This window comes from Streptomyces sp. FXJ1.172, from assembly GCF_001636945.3.
Lineage (GTDB): Bacteria > Actinomycetota > Actinomycetes > Streptomycetales > Streptomycetaceae > Streptomyces.
Genome location: NZ_CP119133.2, coordinates 6,218,555 through 6,241,906, shown reverse-complemented (window position 1 = coordinate 6,241,906; position 23,352 = coordinate 6,218,555). Strand labels below are relative to the sequence as shown.

Below are 23,352 nucleotides of genomic sequence, written 5' to 3'. Positions count from 1 at the left end.
GCCCCAGCCTGCCATGACGGCTGACAGATTTCAATATCTGTCAGTCCAACTTTGTCACACACCCTTCGGGGCGATCATTTCCCGACAACGTCAAGGCGCCCCAGGACGCGGGAACAGAAAACCTTGCCCTCCCATGGACAACCCGCAGCGCAATTCCGGCATCTCCCCGTGTGACCGACAAGTGGGGGAACACGATGAACTGGTACAAACCCCTGGGCGTCGCAGCGGCCGGTCTGGTGCTGTGCGGATGCGTCCCCTCGGCCGGCAAGGCCGGGGCCGAGCCGAATTCGGCCGTGACCGCGCACAACGCCGCGAGCACGGCGAGCACCGGGAGCGCCCCCGCGGGCGCGCCCGGCAAACCCCTCCTGATCCTGAACGGCCAGCTCGACGCCCGCCCCGGGCAGCTGGTCTCCCTCCTGCTCGACGGCGTCGGCCGGGCCGAGGGACACGACGCGGTGACCGCCGAGTCGCGCGCGTTCGGCGGGGCCGTACGGCTGCGCTGGAACAAGGGCGACAGCGCCTACGAGGCGGTGGCGCCGCTGGCCATGACGGACCGGCCCGGCTGGTACCCGCTGTCGGTCGCCGTCGCGGGCCGCACCGTGGCCACCGACCGGATCCAGGTCGTCCGCTCGGTACGCCCGTCGTTCACGGTCGGCGTGGACTGGCGCGCGGCCCGGCCCGGTGAGCCGGTGACGCTGCGCTTCGACGACCTGTACCCGGGCGAGTTCGGCACCGGCTTCACGGTGCGGTCCACGGCACTGCCCGGGCCCGTGCGGCTCGCCCACGACAATGTGATCGACTACTACGACCCCCGGGCCTTCTCGGCCACGCCGACGCTCAAGCCCGGCCTGGCGGGCGGCAGTTACGCCTTCGAGCTGTACGGTCCGCACGGCCGTCGCATCGCCGTGCAGCATCTGCGGGTCGGGGCGGCCCGGCCCGGCGACCCCGACTACCTGGGCAAAGCGCACGGCCCCGACTTCTACGACCCGGGCAGGGGCTACCCCGGCCAGGGTCACCACGAGATCAGGGTCCGCGCCGGCGGGCGGGTCGGGGTCATCTGGCACGACGCGCACCCGGACCCGGGTGAGGAGACCCGGCTGACCGCCACGTCCCCGGCGTTCGTCCGCGCCGTCCGCCTCGGCCGGGACACCAGCAAGGGCGCCGACGGTGACGACCCGCGCTACTTCGGCACCGCCACCCTCCGCGCCGGCCTGAAGCCGGGCCGCTACCCGGTGACGGTCGTCTCCCACCACGGCCGCGTGACGAGGACGGCGTACGTGATCGTGACGGCGGCCAGGAATTGAAGCGGGCATGAAGACGCCCGCCCGCCGACCGGCCGAGGGGCCGGCGGGCGGGCGGGCGGACGACGGCTGATGCGCCGCAGGCCTCAGCAGCCCAGGAGGCGCTGCGCCAGGTAGCCCTCGATCTGGTCGAGAGACACGCGCTCCTGCTTCATCGAGTCGCGCTCGCGCACGGTCACCGCGTTGTCCTCGAGCGTGTCGAAGTCGACGGTCACGCAGTACGGCGTACCGATCTCGTCCTGGCGGCGGTAACGGCGGCCGATGGCACCGGCGTCGTCGAACTCGATGTTCCAGTTCTGCCGCAGCGCCTGGGCGAGGCCCTTGGCCTTCGGAGACAGCTCGGGGTTGCGGGACAGCGGGAGGACGGCCACCTTCACCGGGGCGAGGCGGTGGTCGAGCCGCAGCACGGTCCGCTTCTCCATCTTGCCCTTGGCGTTCGGCGCCTCGTCCTCGACGTACGCGTCGAGCAGGAAGGCCAGCATGGTGCGGCCGACACCGGCCGCGGGCTCGATGACGTACGGGGTCCAGCGCTCCTGGGCCTCCTGGTCGTAGTAGGCGAGGTCCTGGCCGGAGGCCTTGGAGTGGGCGCCGAGGTCGTAGTCGGTGCGGTTGGCGACACCCTCCAGCTCGCCCCACTCGCTGCCGCCGAACTGGAAGCGGTACTCGATGTCGGCGGTGCGCTTGGAGTAGTGGGAGAGCTTCTCCTGCGGGTGCTCGTACCAGCGCATGTTCTCTTCACGCAGGCCCAGGCCGGTGTACCAGTTCCAGCGCTGCTCCATCCAGTACTCCTGCCACTTCTCGTCCTCGCCCGGCTTGACGAAGAACTCCATCTCCATCTGCTCGAACTCGCGGGTGCGGAAGATGAAGTTGCCGGGCGTGATCTCGTTGCGGAAGGACTTGCCCATCTGCGCGATGCCGAACGGCGGCTTGCGGCGCGAGGTGGTCTGCACCTGGGCGAAGTTGGTGAAGATGCCCTGGGCGGTCTCCGGGCGCAGGTACGCGACAGAGCCGCTGTCCTGGGTGGGGCCGAGGTGCGTGGAGAGCAGACCCGAGAACTGCTTGGGCTCGGTGAACTGGCCCTTGTTGCCGCAGTTCGGGCAGTTGACGTCGGCCAGGCCGTTCGCCGGGGCGTGGCCCTTCTTCTCCTCGTACGCCTCTTCCAGGTGGTCGGCGCGGAACCGCTTGTGACACGCGGTGCACTCGGTCAGCGGGTCCGTGAAGGTGGCGACGTGGCCGGACGCGACCCAGACCTCGGAGGCCAGGATGACGGACGAGTCGATACCGACGACGTCCTCGCGCGACGTCACCATGTAGCGCCACCACTGACGCTTGATGTTCTCCTTGAGCTCGACACCCAGCGGTCCGTAGTCCCAGGCGGCACGCTGTCCGCCGTAGATCTCACTGCACGGGAAAACGAAGCCACGGCGCTTGCTCAGGCTGACGATGGTGTCGATCTTGTCGGCGGCCACGGTGCTCTCTTCATGACGATTACGACGACGGGCGTTGAAGCGGGAAGCTTCCAGCTTGCTTGCGAATGATTCAGGTTACCGGCGCAGGCTCCCCCTCGGCCAAATCGGCCCCCTGTCACAAGGCCCCGACAAGGGCTTGTTGACAACGGTTTCCATGTTTGTTGAAAATGACTGTCATGAACGTACGACGCCTCATACCCGCCGCCGCGCTCACCGCGGTCACCGCCCTCGGCACCGGCACCCTCACCGCCTGCTCCGCCGACACGGCGAGGGCGGCGAACCCCGGCGAGTTCGACGTCGTCGCGTCCTTCTACCCCATGGCCTTCCTGGCCGAGCAGATCGGTGGCAGCCACGTCCACGTCACCAGTCTCACCTCCCCCGGCCAGGAACCCCACGACCTGGAGATCAGCCCCAAGCAGATCGCGCTGCTCCAGGACTCCGACGCCGTGCTGTACCTGAAGAACCTCCAGCCCTCCGTCGACGACGCGGTGGCCCAGTCCCCGGTGAAGACCAAGGTCGACGCGGCCGCCCTGACCACGCTGGAGAAGCACGGCAACGAGGTCGGCGGCCACGCGGCCGCCCACGACGCCTCCAAGAACGAGGAGCTGGCCGGCCTCGACCCGCACATCTGGCTCGACCCGGTGCGCTACGCCCAGGTCGCCCAGGGAGTCGGCAAGGCCTTCGAGAAGGCCGACCCGAAGCACGCGGCCGACTACGAGAAGAACACCGCCACGCTGGTCACGAAGCTGACCGGCCTGGACAGGCAGTTCAAGGACGGCCTGGCCAGCGCGAAGACCAAGGTCTTCATCACCACGCACGCCGCCTTCGGCTACCTCGCCGAGCGCTACGGCCTGACCGAGGAGTCCATCACCGGCCTCGACCCCGACTCCGAGCCCAGCGCCGCGCGCGTGAAGGACCTGGAGCAGATGGCCAGGGCCGACGGCGTCTCCACCGTCTTCTACGAGACGCTCGTCAGCGACAAGACCGCCAAGACCATCGCGGGCGACGCCGGTCTGAGGACCGACGTGCTGGACCCCATCGAGGGCATCACCGCCAAGTCCCGCGGCAAGGACTACTTCTCCGTCCAGGAGGCCAACCTCAAGGCCCTCCAGCAGGCGCTGGGCGCCAAGTGACCGGTACGGGAGACCACATGACCAGTGAGCCCAGCGAGCCCGTCATAGCCCTGCGCGGGGTGACCGCCGAACTCGGCGCCCGTCCCGTACTGCGCGGCATCGACCTCACCGTCGGCCGCGGCGAGGTCGTCGCGCTGCTCGGCGCGAACGGCTCCGGCAAGTCCACCGCGATCCGCACGGTCATCGGCCAGGTGCCGGCGAGCGGCGGCACGATCGAGCTGTTCGGCACCCCGCGCCGCTCGTTCCGCGCCTGGTCGCGCGTGGGCTACGTACCGCAGCGCACGACGGCCGCCGGCGGCGTGCCCGCCACGGTGACCGAGATCGTCTCCTCCGGGCGGCTCTCCCGCACCCGCTTCGGCGTCTTCCGCCGCGCCGACCGGGAGGCCGTGCAGCAGGCCCTTGCGGCGGTCGGGATGGCCGACCGCGCCAAGGACTCGGTGAACGCCCTCTCCGGCGGCCAGCACCAGCGCGTGCTGATCGCCCGCGCGCTCGTCGCCGAACCCGAGCTGCTGATCATGGACGAGCCGATGGCGGGCGTCGACCTGGCCAGCCAGGAGATCCTCGCCCGCACCCTGAGGGAACAGGTGGCGGCGGGCGCCACGGTCCTCCTCGTGCTGCACGAACTCGGGCCGCTGGAGCCGCTGATCGACCGCGCGGTGGTCCTGCGCGACGGCTGTGTCCTGCACGACGGCCCGCCGCCACAGGCGGTCGGCCAGCACGCCCTGCCCGGCCACGACCACGTACACCCCCACGAGTCGATCCACACGGGACTGCTGAGCTGATGGACTTCCTGAACTACGCCTTCATGCAGCGGGCGCTGCTCGCCGCCGTCCTGGTCGGCATCACCGCCCCCGCCGTCGGCATCTACCTGGTCCAGCGCCGCCAGGCCCTGATGGGCGACGGCATCGGCCATGTGGCGATGACGGGAGTGGGACTGGGCTTCCTGCTGTCGACGTCCCCCGTGTGGATGGCGACGGCCGTCTCGGTCCTCGGCGCGGTCCTGATGGAACTGATCCGCTGGTACGGCAAGACGCGCGGCGACATCGCCCTCGCCATGCTCTTCTACGGCGGCATGGCCGGCGGCGTGATGTTCATCAACCTCGCGCCGGGCGGCTCCAACGCGAACCTGACGTCGTACCTGTTCGGCTCGCTGTCCACGGTGTCGCAGTCGGACGTCGTCTCGATCTGCCTGCTGGCCGCGTTCGTGGTGCTGGTCACCCTCGGTCTGCGCCGCCAGCTGTTCGCGGTCAGCCAGGACGAGGAGTTCGCCCGGGTCACCGGCCTGCCGGTGCGCGCGCTCAACCTCCTGACGGCGGTGACGGCCGCGGTGACGGTGACCGTCGCCATGCGCGTGGTCGGGCTGCTGCTGGTGTCCGCGCTGATGGTCGTGCCGGTGGCGGCGGCCCAGCAGCTCACCCGCAGTTTCACCGCCACGTTCGTGATCGCCGTCGCGATCGGCATCGCCGTGACCGTCAGCGGCACGATCACCTCCTACTACCAGGACGTCCCGCCCGGTGCGACGATCGTTCTGCTGACCATCGCCGCGTTCGTCGCGCTGACGGCGCTGGCCACCCCGCTGGCCCGGCGACGCGCCCGCGCGGCGGCCCAGGCCGGGCCCGCCGGGGACCCGGCGGAGTGCTCGATTCCGGCCACGCGGAAGGCCGGGGACGAGATCGGCGTCTGACCGCTGACTGCCCGGACTGGCACAATGGCCGCCCGGGCAGAAGCGAGACGTGAGGAGTGAACGGTGACGACCGCTGGACCGCCCGTGAAGGGCCGCGCGACCCGGCAGCGTGCAGCCGTGGCGGCGGCCCTGAACGAGGTCGACGAGTTCCGCAGCGCGCAGGAACTGCACGACATGCTCAAGCACAAGGGCGACTCGGTCGGGCTCACTACGGTGTACCGCACCCTGCAGTCCCTGGCCGACGCCGGCGAGGTCGACGTCCTGCGCACCTCCGACGGCGAGTCCGTCTACCGCCGCTGCAGCACCGGCGAACACCATCATCATCTCGTGTGCCGTGCCTGCGGCAAGGCGGTGGAGGTCGAGGGGCCCGCTGTCGAGAAGTGGGCCGAGGCGATCGCGGCGGAGCATGGCTACGTCAACGTGGCGCACACGGTGGAGATCTTCGGTACCTGCGCGGACTGCGCCGCGCAGGCCGACTGAGACTCCTGGGACGGAGCAGGGCGTGTCGGTGACGACCTAGGAGTCGGAGGAATCACCCTTCATCGCGGCTTCCATGGCCAGCAGTTCCTCGTTCGGGACGGCCCCGCCGAAGCGCCGGTCGCGGGAGGCGAACTCGACGCAGGCCCGCCACAGGTCGCGCCGGTCGAAGTCCGGCCACAGCACGTGCTGGAAGACCATCTCCGCGTACGCGCTCTGCCAGAGCAGGTAGTTGGAGGTGCGCTGCTCGCCGCTGGGGCGCAGGAACAGGTCGACGTCCGGCATGTCGGGGTAGTACAGGTACTTCTGGATGGTCTTCTCGTTGACCTTGCCCGGGTCGAGCCGGCCCGCCGCCACGTCCTCGGCCATCGCCTTGGCCGCGTCGGCAAGTTCGGCCCGCCCGCCGTAGTTCATGCAGAAGTACAGGGTGAGCAGGTCGTTGTCCTTGGTCTGTTCCTGCGCGACCTGCAGCTCCTTGGCGACCGACTTCCACAGCCTGGGCATACGGCCCACCCAGCGCACCCGGATGCCGAGTTCGTCGAGCGTGTCCCTGGTCTTGCGGATGAAGTCGCGGTTGAAGTTCATCAGGAAGCGGACCTCGTCCGGCGAGCGCTTCCAGTTCTCGGTCGAGAAGGCGTACAGCGAGATGTTGCGGACGCCGATCTCGATCGAGCCCTGGAGCACGTCCAGCACCCGCTCCGCCCCGACCTTGTGGCCCTCGGTGCGCGGCAGGCCGCGCTCCTTCGCCCACCGTCCGTTGCCGTCCATGACGATGGCCACGTGGTTCGGGACCAGCTCGCCGGGGAGCTTCGGCGCACGGGCACCGGACGGATGCGGCTCCGGCGCCTTGTACTCGCGCCGCTGGCGCCCCAGGATCCCGCGTACCACCATGTGCTTCTCGCTTCCCTCTTACTTTTCCACGTACCGCAGTGAGCGCAGCCCGCGCTCCAGATGCCAGTGCAGGTAGGCGGACACCAGCCCGCTGCCCTCGCGGACGTACCGCGCCTCGCACGCGTCGGCCGTCTCCCAGTCTCCCGTAAGCAGCGCCCCCAGCAGAACCAGGGTCTGCGGGGACGGTACGACACTGCCGGGCACCCGGCAGTCGACGCACACGGATCCACCGGAGGCCACGGAGAAGAACCGGTTCGGACCGGGCATACCGCACTTCGCGCAGGCCTCGAAGCTGGGGGCGTACCCGTTGACGGCGAGCGAGCGCAGCAGAAAGGCGTCGAGGACGAGATGCGGTGCGTGCTCCCCGCGCGCGAGGGTCCGCAGGGCCCCGACGAGCAGCAGATACTGCTGCACGGCCGGCTCACCCTCATGGTCGGTGAACCGCTCGGCGGTCTCCAGCATGGCCGTCCCGGCGGTGTACCGGGCGTAGTCGGTCACGATCCCGCCACCGTACGGTGCAATGGTCTCACTCTGCGTACACAGCGGCAGCCCGCGCCCGACCAGCTCACTGCCCCGCGCGAAGAACTGCACGTCGACGTGCGAGAAGGGCTCCAGGCGGGCCCCGAACTTCGACTTGGTCCGCCGCACCCCCCGGGCTACGGCCCGTACCCGCCCGTGACCGCGCGTGAGGATGGTGATGATCCGGTCCGCTTCACCCAGCTTCTGGGTGCGCAGCACGATGCCGTCGTCGCGGAACAGACTCATGGAGCCATTCTCGCGTACCGGAAACACTCCGCCGCTCATCCGGACGAAATCCGGCCGCTGGTCCGTTCGTGTGCGCCCCCTTGACCGCCCCCAAAGCCCCTTTTGTGCCACGAACGCGCGCCCGTCCACCGGTACGGCCGCCCATGCTGCCGCCTGCCCCCGTACCCGTGGAACCCGCGAAGGAGGCGTGCCAGTGACCGCGGTCATCGACGTACGGGACGCCCATGTCGTCCACAAGGCGCGCGGCGCGGGCCTGTTCACCCGCGCCCGGGTCCACGCCCTGACCGGCGCCGACTTCAGCGTGGCGGCCGGTGAGACGGTCGGCGTGGTCGGCGAGTCGGGGTGCGGGAAGTCGACGCTGGCGAAGGTGCTGGTGGGGATCCAGCGGCCGGTCCCGGGGACGGTGGCGTTCCGGGGCCGGGAGCTGTGGGCGATGCCGGGCGCCGAGCGCCGGGCGACGGTCGGCACGGGCATCGTACGGCGGATGAGCGACCGGGTGATCACCATGTACCTGGGCCGGATCGTGGAGGAGACCCCGGCCGACCGGGTCACCGACGCCGCCCGGCACCCGTACACCCGTGCCCTGTTCTCCGCCACGCCCGGGCTGCTCGACCCCCTCGACCCGATCCCGCTGACCGGGCCGGTGCCCTCGGCGACCCGGCCGCCGAGTGGTTGCCCGTTCCGCACCCGCTGCTGGAAGGCGGACGCGGTGTGCGCCGGGTCGATGCCGGACTTCTCGGCCGCGTCACGGCCCGGGCACCGCTACCGCTGCCACCATCCTGTGGAGGAGGACCGGCCGACCCGCGACCTGGCCCGACAGAGTCTTCTCCAGGAGCCCTGAATGACGTTGCCCACCCCGCTGACCGGGGTCGTCCCGCCCGTCTGCACGCCCCTGACACCGGAGCGCGAGGTGGACGTCCCCTCGTTGCTCCGGCTGGTCGACCATCTGGTGGAGGCCGGGGTGCACGGGCTGTTCCTGCTCGGGTCGACCTCCGAGGCGGCCTTCCTCACGGACCGGCAGCGCCGGCTGGTCGTGGAGGCGGTCGTCGGCCATGCGGGCGGCCGGCTGCCCGTCATCGCCGGTGCCATCGACATGACCACGCCCCGCGTCCTGGACCACGTCACGGCGGTGACGGCGGCCGGCGCGCAGGCGGTGGTCGTCACCGCCCCCTTCTACGCCCGCACCCACCGCGCCGAGATCGTCCACCACTACCGCCGGATCGCGGCCGCGAGCCCGGTGCCGGTCATCGCCTACGACATCCCGGCGGCCGTGCACACCAAGCTCCCGGCCGATCTGGTGCTGGGGCTGGCGGCCGACGGGGTGCTGGCGGGGCTCAAGGACTCCAGCGGGGACCTGGGCGCCTTCCGGGAGGTCGTCACCGGGGCCCGCGCGCATCCCGGGTTCGGCGTGCTGACGGGCTCCGAGGTGACCGTGGACTGCGCGCTGGCGCTGGGCGCGGACGGGGCCGTGCCGGGGCTGGCCAACGTCGACCCGCACGGGTACGTCCGGCTGTACCGGCTGGGCCGGGCGGGCGACTGGGAGGGCGCGCGGGGTGAACAGGAGCGGCTGTGCGCGCTGTTCGGGATGACCGGGGCCGGGGCCCCGGCGCGGATGGGCCGGAGTTCCTCGGCGCTGGGCGCGTTCAAGGCGGCGCTGCACCTGCGCGGGATCATCGACTGCCCGGTGACGGCCGAGCCGCAGGTGCCGCTGTCCGGCGAGGAGACCGAGAAGGTGGGCAAGTACCTGGCGGCGGCCGGGCTGCTCTAGTCACCCCGAGGTGAGCCTGTGGAACTCCAGCCTGTCGAAGCCGTGCGCGGTGCCCGTCTCGTACAGGACACCGACCGTGGTGGGGCCCAGCCGGACGAGGTCGGAGTAGGCGGCCGGGCGGCCGGAGAGCGTGCGCAGCTTGGTGAAGGTGCGGCCGGCGTCCGTGCTGGACCAGATCGCCAGGGCCCGGCGGGCCGTCGGCACGGAGGGCGCCGAGAACAGCAACGGGGCGCCCGGGCCGCTGAGTTGGAGGAGGCTGCCCTGGACCACGGGGACGTCGGCCAGGCTCGGCTGGGGGGCGTAGGGGCGGTCGAGGGTGGTGCCGCCGTCGGAGGAGTAGGCGTCAAGGCGGTGGCCGCGGGCGGCGCCGTACTGGTCACGCGCGTTGAAGTAGAGCCGTCCGCCGGGGAGTTGGGCCGCGCTCGTCTCGTTGACGTCGCCCACGCCGTCGGGGGCGCTCGCCACGAAGCCCAGGTGCCAGGTGTACCCGCCGTCGTCGCTGTAGAGCGCGTGGCCGGCGTAGTACCGGGCCTCCCGACCGGTGTCGGAGGAGCCGGCGGGCGGGGCGGTGGAGTGGTCGGCGGGGACGAGGAGCCGGCCGGCGTGCGGGCCGCGGGTGAGGGCGACCGCGTGGCCGGGGCCGGTGGCGTACCAGCGCCAGCCGGGCCGCTTCACCTCGGCCGTGATCTCCGCCGGGGGTGTGAAGCGGCGGCCGTCGTCCCAGCTGCGCTGGACGAACACCCGGCGGCCCCGCGCGGGCGGGACCTGCCCGCGCATGATCTGTGCCTCCGTCACGGCTCCGCTGTTGCCGCAGGTCACGAGGACGACGGCGCCGGTGCGCGGGTCCACGACCGGCGCCGGGTTGCCCCGGGTGTCCCCGTGCCCGGCGGCGACGACGGTCAGCGGGCCCCAGGTGCAGCCGCCGTCGGTGGAGCGCCGCAGCACGACGTCGATGTCACCGCTGTCGCCCGGCCCGTTGCGGCGTCCCTCGGCGAAGGCCAGCACCGTTCCGCGCCGGGTCCTGACGACCGCGGGGATCCGGTAGGTGTGGTAGCCGCCCTGCCCCGACACGTACGGCTCCGAGGACACACAGCCGGGCGTGGCGTGGGCGGGCGACCGGACGGTGAGCGAGGTGAGGAGCACGAGACCGGTGAGGAGGCAGCGGCGGCGGAGCGGGGTCACGCCGTGATGCTGCCCGCATTCACCGGGGCGTCCTTACTCCGTCCGGAGTAAACCGGGGGGACCGGGAGGACCGGGAGGACCGGGAGGACCGGGAGGACCGGGAGGACCGGGAGGACCGGAGGGAACAGGACCAGCCTGCTCGCCGTCGCCGCCCGGTCCTCGCGGGGTAGGTGAGGGTGACGCGGTCAGGACGGGGTGCGGGCGGCGGCCAGCAGCCGGGTGACGTCGTCGGCGCAGATCGTCAGGGCCGCGCCGACCGTGGTGAGGGCGTCGCGTTCGGCGGGGGTGTAGGGGCCGTCGGCCAGGGCGATGCGGGCGGCCTGGAGGAGGAGGGCCTCGCGGCCGGCGGGGGCCAGGTGCGGGGCGAGCGGGTCCAGGGCCTCGTGCAGCTCTATCGTCAGGCTCGCCCCGCACGGCTGCTCGAAGACCCGGCCGGTGTCGGCGGCGAGGGCCTCGACCAGGGCGGCCAGCTGCTCCTCGGAGCAGTCGTCGAAGCCGGCGGCACGGACCGCGCCGACGGCCGTCTCCAGGGCGGTGCGGGAACAGGTGCCGCCGGCGGCGAGCACGGCGAGGGCGATGGTGTGCACGGCGTCGCGGAGCATCGCGGAGAAGCGGCGGGTGGTGGGGTGGTCGAGGACGTCGGTGCCGTAGTGCTGGTGGCAGGCCGCGCACTCCACGACCGGTCCGGCGGTCCCGCGCGGCAGCAGGGGCACCCCGAGCAGGGTGAGGCGGCGACGGCCGGTCAGCCGCTGGTAGTTGCGGTCGCCTCCGCAGCCGGGACAGTAGAACGCGCCGTCCCCGACGGGCGTCCATGCGGTGCGGGTGCCCAGGATGTGCACAGCCCTGGTGGCACGGCCGTTTCGTCCCCGTACTGGCAGCACGTCGCACCTCCGTAACCGCGCGGCAACATCGCCGTGCTGGCGTGATGTTAGCCACACCACGGAGCCTGAGTCAGTACCCCGGAAGAGACCTTTCTGTGACCTGCCCGGCCCGGTGGCCGATAACAGACGGGGCCCCGGCCGCCGTATACAGCGGTCGGGGCCCCGAAACTCCCGGTCAGAGCGGTCAGCGGGCCGCGCGGTTGACGGCCGAGACGACCGCCTTCAGTGACGCACGCGTCGTGTTCGCGTCGATGCCGATCCCCCACAGGACCTTGCCGTCGATCGCGCATTCGATGTAGGAGGCGGCCTGCGCGGAGGCGCCCTCGCTCATCGTGTGCTCCTGGTAGTCCAGCAGGCGTACGTCGATGCCGATGGACTGCAGGGCGTCGAAGAAGGACGAGATCGGACCGTTGCCGGTACCGGTCAGGACCGTGTCCTCGCCGTCCACCGTCGCCTCGACCGTCAGGGTGTCGACCCCGTCGGTGTCCGTCGTCGACTGGCCCGTCCTGACCTGGATGCGGCCCCAGGGGTTCTCCGGGTTCGGCAGGTACTCGTCCTGGAAGACCGCCCAGATCTCCTTCGGCGTGATCTCGCCGCCCTCGGCGTCCGTCTTCGCCTGGATCAGCCTGGAGAACTCGATCTGCATCCGGCGCGGCAGGTCCAGCTTGTGGTCGTTCTTCAGGACGTAGGAGATACCGCCCTTGCCGGACTGCGAGTTGACGCGGATGACGGCCTCGTAGGAGCGGCCGACGTCCTTGGGGTCGATCGGCAGGTACGGCACCGCCCACTCGATGTCGTCGACGGTGACGCCCTTCGCGGCTGCGTCGGCCTCCATGGCGTCGAAGCCCTTCTTGATGGCGTCCTGGTGGGAGCCGGAGAAGGACGTGTAGACCAGGTCGCCCACGTACGGGTGGCGCGGGTGGACCTCCATCTGGTTGCAGTACTCCCACACGCGACGGATCTCGTCGATGTCGGAGAAGTCGATCTGCGGGTCGACGCCCTGCGAGAACAGGTTCATGCCCAGGGTGACCAGGTCGACGTTGCCGGTGCGCTCGCCCTGCCCGAACAGGCAGCCCTCGACGCGGTCGGCGCCGGCCATCACGGCCAGCTCGGCCGCCGCCACGGCCGTACCGCGGTCGTTGTGCGGGTGGACCGACAGGCAGACGTGCTCGCGGCGGGACAGGTTGCGGTGCATCCACTCGAAGCGGTCCGCATGCGTGGACGGGGTCGAACGCTCCACCGTGGCGGGCAGGTTGAGGATGATCTCGCGGCCCGGGCCCGGCTGGTAGACGTCCATCACCGCCTCGCAGACCTCCAGGGCGAAGTCCAGCTCGGTGTCGGTGAAGATCTCGGGCGAGTACTGGTAGCCGAACTCGGTCTCGGGGCCCAGCAGCTTCTCGGCGTACTCCATCACCAGGCGGGTGCCGTCGACGGCGATCTGCTTGATGTCGTCCTTGGAGCCGCGGAAGACGACCCGGCGGAAGACCGGGGCGGTGGCGTTGTACAGGTGGACGGTGGCCCGGCGGGCGCCCTTCAGGGACTCCACGGTCCGCTCGATCAGGTCCTCGCGGGCCTGGGTCAGGACGGAGATGGTCACGTCCTCGGGGATCGCGCCCTCTTCCTCGATGATCGAGCGTACGAAGTCGAAGTCGGTCTGGCCGGAGGCGGGGAAGCCGACCTCGATCTCCTTGTAGCCCATCTTGACCAGCTGGTCGAACATCCGGCGCTTGCGCTCGGGCGACATCGGGTCGATCAGGGCCTGGTTGCCGTCGCGCAGGTCGGTGGAGAGCCAGCGGGGGGCGGTGGTGATCCGCTTCTGGGGCCAGGTGCGGTCCGGGATGTCGACCTGCTCGTAGCGGCCGTACTTGTGGATCGGCATGGAACTGGGCTGCTGGCGGTTGGCCATGGTGCGTGGGCTCCTCAGGATGTCCGGTTGTCCCGGTGTCCGGGTGGACGGCCGACGCAACGCCAAAGCTCCGCGGGGAGGGAGTCGGCCTCTGACTACAGGCCCTCGCCGCGGCAGCTAAGAAGAAGCAGCCCGAAACGCATGATGCATCGCAGCGTAGCCGAGTCGTGCCAGGTGCGTGAGCCCGTTTCAGTATGCGGGATCCCTGAGGACAAAAGGGACAAAAAGTGTCCCATACCACTCCCCGTCACACTCCGTGGTCACATGTCGCGATACTTCACCAATCATGGTTGCGGGTAGTGACAGTCGTATCACTCAGTGCAAGGGTGCTGTGCCATGACGACCAACGGGGGCTTCCAGCCCGTCTTCTGCACGATCGTGCCGCCGCACATCCTCGACCGGCTCGCCCAGCACGAGGACCAGGCGCTCTCCGGCTCCGCGCTGCGCACCCTCCAGCACGACTCCGCGCTGCGCACCCTCCGCCGTGACACCGCGGTGCGCACCGAGACCGCCGCGGCCGCCGCGGCACCCGCCGCCGCCAAGCCCAGGCGCACGATCTACGACGCCGGGCACGGCACCGGCCTGCCCGGCACCGAGGTCCGCGCGGAGGGCCAGGACCCGGTCCAGGACGCCAGTGCCAACCGCGCGTACGCCGGCCTCGGCGCCACCTTCGAGCTGTACCTCAAGGCGTACGAGCGGGACTCCATCGACGGGCGGGGGCTGCCGCTCAACGCGTCCGTGCACTACGGGACGGACTACGACAACGCCTTCTGGAACGGCGAACAGATGGTCTTCGGGGACGGCGACGGCCAGATCTTCGCCGACTTCACCAGCAGCGTCGACGTCATCGGCCACGAACTGACCCACGGCGTCACCCAGTACACCGCGAACCTGGACTACGAGGGCCAGTCCGGCGCCCTCAACGAGTCGGTCTCCGACGTCTTCGGCTCCCTCATCAAGCAGTACTCGCTCGGCCAGAGTGCCGACCAGGCCGACTGGCTGATCGGCGAGGGCTTGCTCGCCCCGGGCGTGCACGGCACCGCGCTGCGCTCGATGAAGGCACCGGGCACGGCGTACGACGACCCCAGGCTGGGCAAGGACCCGCAGCCCGCGACCATGGCGGGCTATGTGCACACCAGCAGCGACAACGGCGGCGTGCACATCAACTCCGGCATCCCGAACCACGCCTTCTACCTGCTCGCCACGGCCCTCGCCGGGCACGCCTGGGAGAAGGCGGGGCAGATCTGGTACGACGTGCTCACCGGCGGCGAGCTGCAATCGGGGGCCCTCTTCGCCGACTTCGCCAAGCTGACGGTGAAGGCGGCCCGGGCGCGGTACGGCGCCGGGGACGAACTGGAGGCCGCGCAGAAGGCATGGGAACAGGTCGGGGTGCGCACGTCGTAGTTCCGTACTAGACAAGGACCCATGCGTATCCAAGTACGGCGCACGGGCGGTTTCGCGGGGATCGAGCGCCGGGCCGAGGTGGACACCTCGGGCCGGCCCGACGCCCCCGAGTGGCAGGCCCTGGCCGAGCGCGTCCTCGCGTCCGGCCCGGCCGCCCCGCCGGCCGGCGTCCCGGACGGCTTCCGGTACGAGATCACCGTGGACGGCCGCACGGTGTACGCGGCCGATCCCCGACTCACCGACGGGCAAAGGGAGTTGATCTCCCGGGTGCTGAAGGAGGGTGCCTGAACACCGGTCCGCGCCGGGGCGTTGACTTCCGTTACCGGGGGTAAGGATGATCCGGCCATGGCGACTGACGACGGCAATCCGATACCCCGGTTCCCCCCGGACTTCCTGTGGGGCGTGTCGACCTCCGCCCATCAGATCGAGGGCGCGGCAAAGGAGCGCGAACCGTCCGTCTGGGACGTGTTCACCGCTGAACAGGGGCGGGTGAAGGACGGCTCGACGGCGGCGGTGGCCTGCGACCACTACCACCGCTACCGGGAGGACACCGCCCTGCTCGCCGGCCTCGGCGTGGACGCGTACCGCTTCTCGGTCTCCTGGCCCCGGGTGAACTCCCCCGGCGGCCTGGACTTCTACGACCGCCTGGTGGACGAGCTGTGCGCGGCGGGCGTACGGCCCGTGCCCACCCTCTTCCACTGGGACCTGCCCGCCTCGCTGGACTGGCTCCAGCGGGACACAGCGGCCCGGTTCGCCGAGTACGTGACGGTGGTGGCCGAGCGGCTGGGCGACCGAGTGCCGAAGTGGATCACCCTCAACGAGCCCGCCGAGCACACCCTGCTGGGCCACGCCCTCGGCGCCCACGCGCCCGGCAAGCGGCTCCTGTTCGACGCGCTCCCGGTCGCCCACCACCAGCTCCTCGCCCACGGTCTCGCGGTACAGGCCCTGCGCGCGGCCGGGGCGGGCGGCATCGGCATCGCCAACTCCCACGGCCCCACCTGGCCGGCGTCCGGCGACCCGGCCGACGTGGCGGCGGCGGACTTCTACGACCTCCTCCTCAACCGCCTGTTCGCCGAGCCGGTCGTCCTCGGTGAATACCCTGAGGGAATGGGCGAGTTGATGCCCGGGGACGTGGCCGCCGACCTCAAGGTGATCGCCGAGCCCGTCGACTGGTACGGGATCAACTACTACGCGCCGACGCGGGTGGGCGCACCCGGCGGGACGGACAGCGAGTACGGCGGCCTCGCCCTGCCGGCCGAACTCCCCTTCTCGGTACGGGAGATCGAGGGCCGGCCGGTGACCGACTTCGGCTGGCCGGTCGTCCCGGAGGGGCTGACCGAGCTGCTGACCGCCTTCCGCGACCGCTACGGCGACCGGCTCCCGCCGATCGTCATCACGGAGAACGGCTGCTCGTACGAGGGCATCGACGACCAGGACCGCATCGCCTACCTGGACGCCCACATCCGCGCCCTGCACGCGGCGCTGGAGTGCGGGGTGGACGTGCGCGGCTACTTCGTGTGGTCCCTGATGGACAACTTCGAGTGGGCGGAGGGCTACGCGCGCCGCTTCGGCCTGGTGCACGTGGACTACGAAACGCTGGAGCGCACCCCGAAGGCCTCCTACCGCTGGTTCCGGGACGTGCTGCAGGCCCAGAGATGACCACCGCCCGGCCCTCGGCCGCCCTGGCCGAGCCGGTCGAACGGGTCGGCCGGGGCTGGACGGCGGCGCTCTCGCTGGCCAACGGGGCGATCTGGGTCGGCTGGTTCGGGCCGCTGCAGATCCTGCTCGCCTCCCAGACGAAGGACTTCGCGCCCGGCTCCGGGATGTCCAAGGAGACGATGCTGGCCTGGGTGACCGGAGCCGGCGCGGTGGTCTCGCTGCTCGCCAATCCCCTCTTCGGCGCCCTGTCCGACCGGACGACGGCCCGCCGGGGCCGCCGTACCCCGTGGATCGTGGCCGGGGCGGCGGGTGGCGCGCTGTCCCTGCTGCTGCTCGCCGAGGCGGGCGGGGTGTGGTCCATGGCGGCGGCCTGGTGCCTGGTGCAGCTCACCCTGAACGCGGCGTTCGCGGCCGTGACGGCGGCCGTGCCGGACCGGGTGCCCCGGCTCCAACGGGGCGCGGTGGGCGGCTGGCTGGGGGCGGCGCAGATCCTGGGCGTGGTCGGCGGCACCGGCCTCGCGACGGCGGCGGGCGGGATCCGGGCCGGGTATCTGGCGTGCGCGGTGTGCACGGCGGCGGGTGTCCTGCCGTACGTCCTGCGCCACGAGGACCTGCGGCTCGCGCGGGAGGACCGCCCGGCATCCTGGCGCGGCTTCCTGGCCGGCTTCCGGCTGAGCCCACGCCGGTATCCCGACCTCGGCTGGGCCTGGCTGACCCGGTTCCTGATCAACCTCAGCAACTCCCTGGTGCTCCTGTACCTGCTGTACTACCTGCGGGACCGGCTGCACTGTTCCGACCCCGGGCGGGGGGTGCTGATCCTGACGGCCGTCAACAGCCTGACGCTGCTGGCGACCGTCGTGGCGGGCGGGGTGTGGTCGGACCGGGTGGGCCGGCGCAAGCCGTTCGTCGTCTGGTCGGGGGTGCTGATGGCGGTGGCGACGGCGGCGCTGGCCGGCTGGCAGACCTGGCCGGGCGCGGTGGTCGCGGCGGCGGTCCTCGGGGTCGGTTTCGGCGTGTTCACCTCGGTCGACTTCGCGCTGATGACGGACGTCCTGCCGCAGGCGATGGACCGGGGCAAGGACCTGGGCGTGATCAACGTGGCCAACGCCCTGCCGCAGGTGGCCGCGCCGGCGCTGGCCGCGCCGATCGTGACCTACCTGGGCGGCTACCGGGTGCTGTACCTGGTCGCGGCGGTGATCGGGCTGGGCGGGGCGGTGCTGGTGGGCCGGATCAGAGGAGTCGACTAGGTACGCGCGGGCTCACAGGGCGCCTGCGTCGCGGGCGGTCCAGACGCTCGGGTAGAGCGGGCGGAAGCCGAGGTCCCGGCGGATCTTCTGGGTGGACATGATCCCGAGCCACGGGTCGGGGTCGGTCCGGCTGTCCATGCCCGCGGGCAGCTCGACGTCGTTGAGCTGGTGCAGGTCGACGGCCGTGACGGGGGCGTCGTCGGCGATGTTGTGGACGGGGCCGTTCACCGCCGGTGCGTACAGCAGGCGCAGCAGCCCCTGGGCGACGTCGGCGTGGTGGCCCATGTGCAGCCGCTGCGTGGAGGCCCAGTTCGCGGCCCAGCGCAGGACGTCGGCGAGGTGCGGGTCGCCGTCGCCGTAGACGAAGGGGAGGCGGCCGATGCGCACCTCCATGCCGCCCTCCAGGGCGAGCAGTTCCCGCTCGGCCGCCGCCTTGGACTCGGGGTAGGCGCCCCACATCTCGCCGCCCGGCCGGATCTCGTCCTCCTCGGTCAGCGGGCGGCCGCGTCCGGTGCCGTACACCAGCCCCGTGCTGACCTGCACGAACCGCCGTACGCCGGAGGCCAGCGCGGCGTGGCCGAGGGCCACGGCCGCGTCCCGGTTGACGGCCCAGGCCTCCTCGTCGGGCACGCCGCGGAAGGCGGCGGCGATGTTCACGACGGCGTCCACCCCGGCGACGGCCTTGCCGAGCGCGTCCTCGTCCCGCAGGTCCGCCGTCACGACCTCGGCACCCAGCTCGGCGAACCGCTCCGCCCGTGCCGCGTCCCGTACGACCACCCGCACCCTCTCCCCGGGCCGGGCCTGCGCCATGAGCCGGGGCACGAAGCGCTGCCCGACCTTCCCCGTCGTACCGGTCACCAGTGTCAGCATGATCGTCTCCTCGCTGTTCGCCGTGTTCACCACCACGGTGGGGCGGAGCGGGGGCGGCCGGCAGAGAACTCCCGATCAGGGGATCGACAGTCCCTGGATAAGCCGGGCGGGCTACCGCACGCTGGAGGGGTGAACCGGAGTGAACTCGCCGACTTCCTGCGCCGCGGCCGTGCCCGTCTGAACCCCGCCGACGTGGGCCTCGCCCCGGGCGCCCGGCGCCGTACGCCCGGCCTGCGCCGGGAGGAGGTGGCGTCGCTGGCGGGCATGTCGGCCGACTACTACACCCGGCTCGAACAGTCCCGGGGACCGCGTCCGTCCCGCCAGATGCTGACGGCACTGGCGCGTGCGCTGCGCCTCACGGACGCCGAGCACGACCATCTGTTCCATCTGGCCGGCGAGGAGCCGCCGCGCCGCGAGACGGCGTCGACGCATGTCCGGCCCGGCCTGCTGCTGATCCTGGACCGCCTGTACGACACCCCGGCGCAGCTGGTGAACGACTGCGGAGAGGTCCTGGCGCAGAACGCGATGGCCAAGGCGCTGGTCGGCGACGTGACGGCCCGCCCGCGGCGCGAACGGAACCTGGTGCGCCGCTTCTTCCTGGACCCGGCCGCGCGATCACTGTTCCCGGCGGAGGACCACGAGCCGCACGCGCGCGCCCAGGTGGCCAACCTGCGCGCGGTGGCCGCGGCCCGCCCCGACGACCCGGAACCGGCCGGCCTGGTCGCTGAACTCCGTTCCGCCAGCGAGGAGTTCGCTCGGCTCTGGGACGAACACGAGGTGGCTCCGCGCCACCGGGCGACCAAGCGCTTCCAGCACCCCCTGGTCGGCCTGCTGGACCTGGACTGCGAGGTCATGCTCAGCCACGAACACCACCACCTCCTCGTCGTCCACACGGCCCGCCCGGGAACGGACTCCTACGAACGGCTTCAGCTGCTGAGGGTGGTGGGGTTGCAGGACATGACCCCTCAGGGGGCTGTCGGCTAGAAACCCAGCTTGCGGAGCTGCTTCGGGTCGCGTTGCCAGTCCTTCGCCACCTTCACGTGCAGGTCCAGGAAGACCGGCGTCCCCAGCAGCGCCTCGATCTGCTTGCGGGACTTGATGCCGACCTCCTTCAGGCGCTTGCCCTTGGGGCCGATGATGATGCCCTTCTGGCTGGGGCGCTCGATGTAGACGTTGGCGTGGATGTCCAGCAGCGGCCGGTCGGCGGGGCGGTCCTCGCGCGGGAGCATCTCCTCGACGACCACCGCGATGGAGTGCGGCAGTTCGTCGCGGACGCCCTCCAGTGCCGCCTCGCGGATCAGCTCGGCGATCATGACCTGCTCGGGCTCGTCGGTGAGGTCGCCCTCGGGGTAGAGCGCCGGGCCCTCGGGCAGCAGCGGGATCAGAAGGTCGGCCAGCAGGTTCACCTGCTTGTCCCCCACCGCCGACACCGGGACGATCTCCGCCCACTCGATGCCCAGTTCCTTGCCCAGCTGGTCGATCGCGATCAGCTGCTCGGCGAGGGTCTTCGAATCCACCAGGTCGGTCTTGGTGACGATCGCGACCTTCGGGGTCTTCCGGATTCCCGCCAGCTCCTTGGCGATGAAGCGGTCACCGGGACCGATCTTCTCGTTCGCGGGGAGGCAGAAGCCGATCACGTCCACCTCGGCCCAGGTGGTGCGTACGACGTCGTTCAGCCGCTCGCCCAGCAGCGTCCGCGGCTTGTGCAGTCCAGGGGTGTCGACCAGGATGAGCTGGGCGTCCTCCCGGTGCACGATGCCGCGCACGGTGTGCCGCGTGGTCTGCGGCTGGTTCGCGGTGATCGCCACCTTCTGCCCGACCAGAGCGTTCGTAAGGGTGGACTTGCCCGCGTTGGGGCGGCCCACGAAGCAGGCGAAACCGGCGCGGTGGACGGCCTCGGCCGGCTGCTCGGATGACTGGGTACGCACGCTCATGCCGCCCATTCTCCCTGATCCACGAGCCCGCGCTGTACCAGCGATGCCCCGCCGGCCCCCGTCGCCCCTCCCCGCGGCCCGCCGCCGCCCTCCGCGTGAGCTTCCGGAAACCCGCACGCAACGAAACGCCACGGAAACACACCCGTACGCGACCGGAAACGCACACCGGTGACTCTCTGACACAGCCCCCGCACCGTTGGAGACGCCCGTGACCTTCGCCGCCGCGCCCCAAGTGAACACCGGCGACACCGCCTGGCTGCTCGCCGCGACCGCCCTCGTGCTGCTGATGACGCCGGGGCTGGCCCTGTTCTACGGCGGCATGGTCCGCACCAAGAGCGTCCTGAACATGCTGATGATGAGCTTCGTGTCGATCGCGCTGGTCACGGTGGTCTGGCTGGCCGCCGGCTACTCCCTGGCCTTCGGGGACGACATCGGCGGCGGGCTCATCGGCGGCCTCGGCCAGGCCGGCCTGCACGGCCTCGGCCCGGCGAGCGTCCACGGCACGGTCCCGACCCTGCTGTTCGCCACCTTCCAGCTGACCTTCGCGATCATCACGGCCGCCCTGATCAGCGGCGCGGTGGCCGACCGGACCAAGTTCTCGGCGTGGCTGGTCTTCGTCCCGCTGTGGACCCTCGTCGTATACGTCCCCGTCACCCACTGGGTCTGGGGCCCCGGTGGCTGGATCTCGGCCGGGCTCGGCGCGCTCGACTTCGCGGGCGGTCTGCCCGTGGAGATCACCTCCGGTGCCTCCGGTCTCGCCCTGTGCCTGGTCCTCGGCCCGCGCCTGGGCTTCAAGAAGGACGCGATGCGCCCGCACAACCTGCCGATGGTGATCCTCGGCGCCGGCCTGCTCTGGTTCGGCTGGTTCGGCTTCAACGCGGGCAGCGCGCTCGGCGCGAACGGCCTCGCCGCGGCCGCCTTCCTCAACACCATGGCCGCCGGCTGCACCGGCCTGCTCGGCTGGCTCTTCGTCGAGCAGAAGAGGGACGGGCACCCCACCACCCTCGGCGCCGCCTCCGGCGCGGTGGCCGGCCTCGTCGCGATCACCCCCTCCTGCGGCACGGTCTCCCTGCTCGGCGCCCTTGTCGTGGGCCTCGCCGCCGGTGTCGTCTGCTCGTACGCGGTGAGCTGGAAGTTCAGGCTGAACTACGACGACTCCCTCGACGTCGTCGGCGTTCACCTGGTCGGCGGCATCATCGGCACCCTGCTGATCGGCCTGTTCGCCCAGAAGGCGATGACCGGCAGCACCGAGGGCCTCTTCTACGGCGGCGGGCTCGCCCCGCTCGGCAAGCAGTTCCTCGCCGTGGTGGTCGTCGCGGCGTACGCCTTCGCGGTGACGTACGGCCTCGGCAAGCTGCTCGACAAGGCGATGGGCCTCAGGGCGAGCGAGGAGCACGAGCACACCGGCCTGGACCTTACGGTGCACGCGGAGACGGCATACGATCACGGCGTCCTGGGCCACGGCGCCCCGGTCAGCGCGTCCGTCGTCCACTCCGTGCAGAAGGTCAAGCCCCAGGCATGAAGCTCATCACCGCCATCGTCAAGCCGTACCGCCTCGACGAGGTCAAGTCCGCCCTGCAGGAGCTGGGTGTGCACGGTCTGACCGTGACCGAGGCCAGCGGCTACGGCCGCCAGCGTGGTCACACCGAGGTGTACCGGGGGGCCGAGTACCGGGTCGACCTGGTGCCGAAGGTGCGCATCGAGGTCGTCGTGGAGGACGCGGACGCCGACGCCGTGATCGACGCGATCGTCAGGGCCGCGCGGACGGGGAAGATCGGGGACGGGAAGGTGTGGTCCGTGCCCGTGGAGACCGTCGTACGGGTACGGACCGGCGAGCACGGCCCCGACGCGCTCTGACCAGCAGCGCCCCGCACGCCGCACCGGCCGCGAAGACGACCGCGGCGAGCAGCCAGGGCAGCGCCAGGAAGGAGGCGCTCGCCGACTGCCGGGTGCCCGGCGCGCTCGCGGTCAGCGTCACGTCCGCCCAGTCGAGCTGGGGCGCCCCGGACCAGGGTTCGGTGAGCCGTACCGTCTGCCCCGGCAGCAGCTCGGAGGGGACCCGGGTGAGGTCGCGGTCGAGCAGCGTACGGCCGAACAGCCCGCGCGCCCTCAGCTCCACCCTCGGGCCGACGGTGACGTTGCCGGTGTTGCGCAGGGTGTAGGAGATGGTGGCCGTGCCGGCGCCGAGGCCGGGGACGAGCGGCTGGTGGTGGCTGATCCGCAGGTGTTCCACGGAGACCGCGGGGAGCGTGGGGCCGCTCACCCGGAGGTAGACGCGGGCGCCGACGGCCCGCTGCACGCCGAGGGCCAGCGCACCGCTGCCCGGCTCGACCCGCTCGTCCAGGGCGACGATCGCGCCCGGGTGGTCGCCCGGTTCGGCGCCGTCCGGCACCCGCAGGGTGAAGGGCACGGTGACGCTCCGGTGCCCGGGCACGGTGATCCGTTCCTTCGCGAGCCGCGCCCAGGCACCCACCCCGAGCATCCGCTCCTTCAGCGTGCGTACGGCGAAGCCGCCGTCGCGGGGCGTGTTGTAGGCGTCGGCCGCGTAGAGGCGGAAGGTGAGCGGGCTGCCGGTCGTGTTGGCGACGGTGACCTTGTCGGTGAGGGTCTGGCCGGGGTCGGCCGAGAGGTAGAAGTACGGCCGCGCGGCGACTTTCGAGGCGAGCGGGTAGACGGACCAGCTGCCGTTGCCGGCGGCGTGCGCGGGTGCGGCCTGCGCTGTCAGCAGCAGACCCAGGAGGAGGACGTACAGCTTGCGCATGGGTGCGGACCCCCACGGAC

23 protein-coding genes are annotated in these 23,352 nt (G+C 71.5%); 14 read left to right on the top strand and 9 right to left on the bottom strand.

Annotation, left to right across the window (positions count from 1 at the left end; all coding sequences use genetic code 11):
• The first annotated feature begins 170 nt into the window (after positions 1 to 170).
• Positions 171 to 1,304 (top strand): hypothetical protein, encoded by a 1,134-nt coding sequence (locus A6P39_RS27985; protein WP_234378703.1) that lies wholly within the window; start codon positions 171 to 173, stop codon positions 1,302 to 1,304.
• An 83-nt stretch (positions 1,305 to 1,387) separates the two neighbouring features.
• On the opposite strand, the gene A6P39_RS27980 is transcribed toward A6P39_RS27985, so the two are convergent.
• Positions 1,388 to 2,770 carry a glycine--tRNA ligase gene (locus A6P39_RS27980; RefSeq protein ID WP_067039336.1) on the bottom strand — a complete coding sequence of 461 codons (1,383 nt, stop codon included), beginning with the start codon at positions 2,768 to 2,770 and terminating at the stop codon, positions 1,388 to 1,390.
• A 176-nt stretch (positions 2,771 to 2,946) separates the two neighbouring features.
• Here A6P39_RS27980 and A6P39_RS27975 point away from each other — a divergent pair, with 176 nt between their 5' ends.
• The 4 genes from A6P39_RS27975 (at position 2,947) to A6P39_RS27960 (ending at position 6,067) form a co-directional block, all read left to right on the top strand.
• Positions 2,947 to 3,903: a metal ABC transporter substrate-binding protein gene (locus A6P39_RS27975; RefSeq protein ID WP_067039335.1), complete on the top strand. Its 957-nt coding sequence runs from the start codon at positions 2,947 to 2,949 to the stop codon at positions 3,901 to 3,903.
• A 17-nt stretch (positions 3,904 to 3,920) separates the two neighbouring features.
• Entirely contained in the window at positions 3,921 to 4,685 is a 765-nt protein-coding gene (locus tag A6P39_RS27970; protein ID WP_067039334.1) for a metal ABC transporter ATP-binding protein, read from the top strand.
• A complete protein-coding gene (locus A6P39_RS27965; RefSeq protein ID WP_067039333.1) occupies positions 4,685 to 5,587 on the top strand; it encodes a metal ABC transporter permease in 903 nt (300 codons plus the stop codon). The genes A6P39_RS27970 and A6P39_RS27965 overlap by 1 nt, the downstream gene beginning before the upstream one ends.
• A 63-nt stretch (positions 5,588 to 5,650) precedes the next feature.
• Complete coding sequence (locus A6P39_RS27960) at positions 5,651 to 6,067, top strand: Fur family transcriptional regulator (protein ID WP_067039332.1); 417 nt, start codon at positions 5,651 to 5,653, stop codon at positions 6,065 to 6,067.
• Between the two features lie 36 nt (positions 6,068 to 6,103).
• Here A6P39_RS27960 and A6P39_RS27955 read toward each other — a convergent pair whose 3' ends face one another.
• Both A6P39_RS27955 and recO read right to left on the bottom strand, forming a co-directional pair.
• Positions 6,104 to 6,955 carry an isoprenyl transferase gene (locus A6P39_RS27955; RefSeq protein WP_067039331.1) on the bottom strand — a complete coding sequence of 284 codons (852 nt, stop codon included), beginning with the start codon at positions 6,953 to 6,955 and terminating at the stop codon, positions 6,104 to 6,106.
• 18 nt (positions 6,956 to 6,973) lie between these two features.
• The gene (recO, locus tag A6P39_RS27950) at positions 6,974 to 7,720 is read right to left on the bottom strand and encodes a DNA repair protein RecO (RefSeq protein ID WP_067039330.1); all 747 of its coding nucleotides are present in this window, start codon (positions 7,718 to 7,720) and stop codon (positions 6,974 to 6,976) included.
• A gap of 193 nt (positions 7,721 to 7,913) precedes the next feature.
• On the opposite strand from recO, the gene A6P39_RS27945 reads away from it, so the two are divergent.
• Both A6P39_RS27945 and A6P39_RS27940 read left to right on the top strand, forming a co-directional pair.
• On the top strand, positions 7,914 to 8,561 hold the full coding sequence (locus tag A6P39_RS27945) for an oligopeptide/dipeptide ABC transporter ATP-binding protein (RefSeq protein WP_067039329.1): 648 nt from the start codon (positions 7,914 to 7,916) through the stop codon (positions 8,559 to 8,561).
• Positions 8,562 to 9,488 (top strand): dihydrodipicolinate synthase family protein, encoded by a 927-nt coding sequence (locus A6P39_RS27940; RefSeq protein WP_067039328.1) that lies wholly within the window; start codon positions 8,562 to 8,564, stop codon positions 9,486 to 9,488.
• On the opposite strand, the gene A6P39_RS27935 is transcribed toward A6P39_RS27940, so the two are convergent.
• The 3 genes from A6P39_RS27935 to leuA all read right to left on the bottom strand — a co-directional run bounded on the left by A6P39_RS27935 (position 9,489) and on the right by leuA (position 13,457).
• On the bottom strand, positions 9,489 to 10,670 hold the full coding sequence (locus tag A6P39_RS27935; protein ID WP_067039327.1) for a sialidase family protein: 1,182 nt from the start codon (positions 10,668 to 10,670) through the stop codon (positions 9,489 to 9,491).
• 185 nt (positions 10,671 to 10,855) lie between these two features.
• Positions 10,856 to 11,551: a TerB family tellurite resistance protein gene (locus A6P39_RS27930; protein WP_067039326.1), complete on the bottom strand. Its 696-nt coding sequence runs from the start codon at positions 11,549 to 11,551 to the stop codon at positions 10,856 to 10,858.
• A gap of 184 nt (positions 11,552 to 11,735) precedes the next feature.
• Complete coding sequence (leuA, locus tag A6P39_RS27925) at positions 11,736 to 13,457, bottom strand: 2-isopropylmalate synthase (protein ID WP_067039325.1); 1,722 nt, start codon at positions 13,455 to 13,457, stop codon at positions 11,736 to 11,738.
• Positions 13,458 to 13,793: 336 nt separating this feature from the next.
• Between leuA and A6P39_RS27920 the strand changes: the two genes are divergently transcribed.
• Genes A6P39_RS27920 through A6P39_RS27905 form a run of 4 tightly spaced genes read left to right on the top strand, consistent with a single transcriptional unit; the run spans position 13,794 to position 17,767 of the window.
• On the top strand, positions 13,794 to 14,861 hold the full coding sequence (locus A6P39_RS27920; protein ID WP_067039324.1) for a M4 family metallopeptidase: 1,068 nt from the start codon (positions 13,794 to 13,796) through the stop codon (positions 14,859 to 14,861).
• Positions 14,862 to 14,882: 21 nt separating this feature from the next.
• Positions 14,883 to 15,149, top strand: coding sequence for a protealysin inhibitor emfourin (locus A6P39_RS27915; RefSeq protein WP_067039323.1), 267 nt, complete (start codon positions 14,883 to 14,885; stop codon positions 15,147 to 15,149).
• 57 nt (positions 15,150 to 15,206) lie between these two features.
• Positions 15,207 to 16,520: a GH1 family beta-glucosidase gene (locus A6P39_RS27910; protein ID WP_079133104.1), complete on the top strand. Its 1,314-nt coding sequence runs from the start codon at positions 15,207 to 15,209 to the stop codon at positions 16,518 to 16,520.
• Entirely contained in the window at positions 16,517 to 17,767 is a 1,251-nt protein-coding gene (locus A6P39_RS27905; RefSeq protein WP_067039322.1) for an MFS transporter, read from the top strand. Before A6P39_RS27910 ends, A6P39_RS27905 begins: the two co-directional genes overlap by 4 nt.
• Positions 17,768 to 17,779: 12 nt before the next feature.
• Here A6P39_RS27905 and A6P39_RS27900 read toward each other — a convergent pair whose 3' ends face one another.
• Positions 17,780 to 18,637: an NAD-dependent epimerase/dehydratase family protein gene (locus tag A6P39_RS27900; RefSeq protein WP_067039380.1), complete on the bottom strand. Its 858-nt coding sequence runs from the start codon at positions 18,635 to 18,637 to the stop codon at positions 17,780 to 17,782.
• Positions 18,638 to 18,766: 129 nt separating this feature from the next.
• Here A6P39_RS27900 and A6P39_RS27895 point away from each other — a divergent pair, with 129 nt between their 5' ends.
• Positions 18,767 to 19,621 carry a helix-turn-helix transcriptional regulator gene (locus A6P39_RS27895; protein WP_067039321.1) on the top strand — a complete coding sequence of 285 codons (855 nt, stop codon included), beginning with the start codon at positions 18,767 to 18,769 and terminating at the stop codon, positions 19,619 to 19,621.
• Here A6P39_RS27895 and era read toward each other — a convergent pair.
• A complete protein-coding gene (era, locus tag A6P39_RS27890; RefSeq protein WP_275883913.1) occupies positions 19,618 to 20,571 on the bottom strand; it encodes a GTPase Era in 954 nt (317 codons plus the stop codon). The two genes, A6P39_RS27895 and era, sit on opposite strands and share 4 nt — an antisense overlap.
• Before the next feature lie 208 nt (positions 20,572 to 20,779).
• Here era and A6P39_RS27885 point away from each other — a divergent pair, with 208 nt between their 5' ends.
• Both A6P39_RS27885 and A6P39_RS27880 read left to right on the top strand, forming a co-directional pair.
• Positions 20,780 to 22,093: an ammonium transporter gene (locus tag A6P39_RS27885; protein WP_067054079.1), complete on the top strand. Its 1,314-nt coding sequence runs from the start codon at positions 20,780 to 20,782 to the stop codon at positions 22,091 to 22,093.
• Positions 22,090 to 22,428 (top strand): P-II family nitrogen regulator, encoded by a 339-nt coding sequence (locus tag A6P39_RS27880; protein WP_067054074.1) that lies wholly within the window; start codon positions 22,090 to 22,092, stop codon positions 22,426 to 22,428. Before A6P39_RS27885 ends, A6P39_RS27880 begins: the two co-directional genes overlap by 4 nt.
• Here the strand turns inward: A6P39_RS27880 and A6P39_RS27875 are convergent.
• Positions 22,322 to 23,332 (bottom strand): WxL protein peptidoglycan domain-containing protein, encoded by a 1,011-nt coding sequence (locus A6P39_RS27875; RefSeq protein WP_067054072.1) that lies wholly within the window; start codon positions 23,330 to 23,332, stop codon positions 22,322 to 22,324. The genes A6P39_RS27880 and A6P39_RS27875 overlap by 107 nt on opposite strands.
• Positions 23,333 to 23,352: the final 20 nt, after the last annotated feature.

Bases quoted from the DNA above. Each gene is read 5' to 3' on its own strand.
- A6P39_RS27975 (WP_067039335.1), top strand. From the start codon at position 2,947: ATGAACGTACGACGCCTCATACCCGCCGCCGCGCTCACCGCGGTCACC.
- A6P39_RS27970 (WP_067039334.1), top strand. From the start codon at position 3,921: ATGACCAGTGAGCCCAGCGAGCCCGTCATAGCCCTGCGCGGGGTGACC.
- A6P39_RS27965 (WP_067039333.1), top strand. From the start codon at position 4,685: ATGGACTTCCTGAACTACGCCTTCATGCAGCGGGCGCTGCTCGCCGCC.
- A6P39_RS27955 (WP_067039331.1), bottom strand. From the start codon at position 6,955: ATGGTGGTACGCGGGATCCTGGGGCGCCAGCGGCGCGAGTACAAGGCG.
- recO (WP_067039330.1), bottom strand. From the start codon at position 7,720: ATGAGTCTGTTCCGCGACGACGGCATCGTGCTGCGCACCCAGAAGCTG.
- A6P39_RS27940 (WP_067039328.1), top strand. From the start codon at position 8,562: ATGACGTTGCCCACCCCGCTGACCGGGGTCGTCCCGCCCGTCTGCACG.
- leuA (WP_067039325.1), bottom strand. From the start codon at position 13,457: ATGGCCAACCGCCAGCAGCCCAGTTCCATGCCGATCCACAAGTACGGC.
- A6P39_RS27920 (WP_067039324.1), top strand. From the start codon at position 13,794: ATGACGACCAACGGGGGCTTCCAGCCCGTCTTCTGCACGATCGTGCCG.
- A6P39_RS27915 (WP_067039323.1), top strand. From the start codon at position 14,883: ATGCGTATCCAAGTACGGCGCACGGGCGGTTTCGCGGGGATCGAGCGC.
- A6P39_RS27910 (WP_079133104.1), top strand. From the start codon at position 15,207: ATGGCGACTGACGACGGCAATCCGATACCCCGGTTCCCCCCGGACTTC.
- A6P39_RS27905 (WP_067039322.1), top strand. From the start codon at position 16,517: ATGACCACCGCCCGGCCCTCGGCCGCCCTGGCCGAGCCGGTCGAACGG.
- A6P39_RS27900 (WP_067039380.1), bottom strand. From the start codon at position 18,637: ATGCTGACACTGGTGACCGGTACGACGGGGAAGGTCGGGCAGCGCTTC.
- era (WP_275883913.1), bottom strand. From the start codon at position 20,571: ATGAGCGTGCGTACCCAGTCATCCGAGCAGCCGGCCGAGGCCGTCCAC.
- A6P39_RS27880 (WP_067054074.1), top strand. From the start codon at position 22,090: ATGAAGCTCATCACCGCCATCGTCAAGCCGTACCGCCTCGACGAGGTC.
- A6P39_RS27875 (WP_067054072.1), bottom strand. From the start codon at position 23,332: ATGCGCAAGCTGTACGTCCTCCTCCTGGGTCTGCTGCTGACAGCGCAG.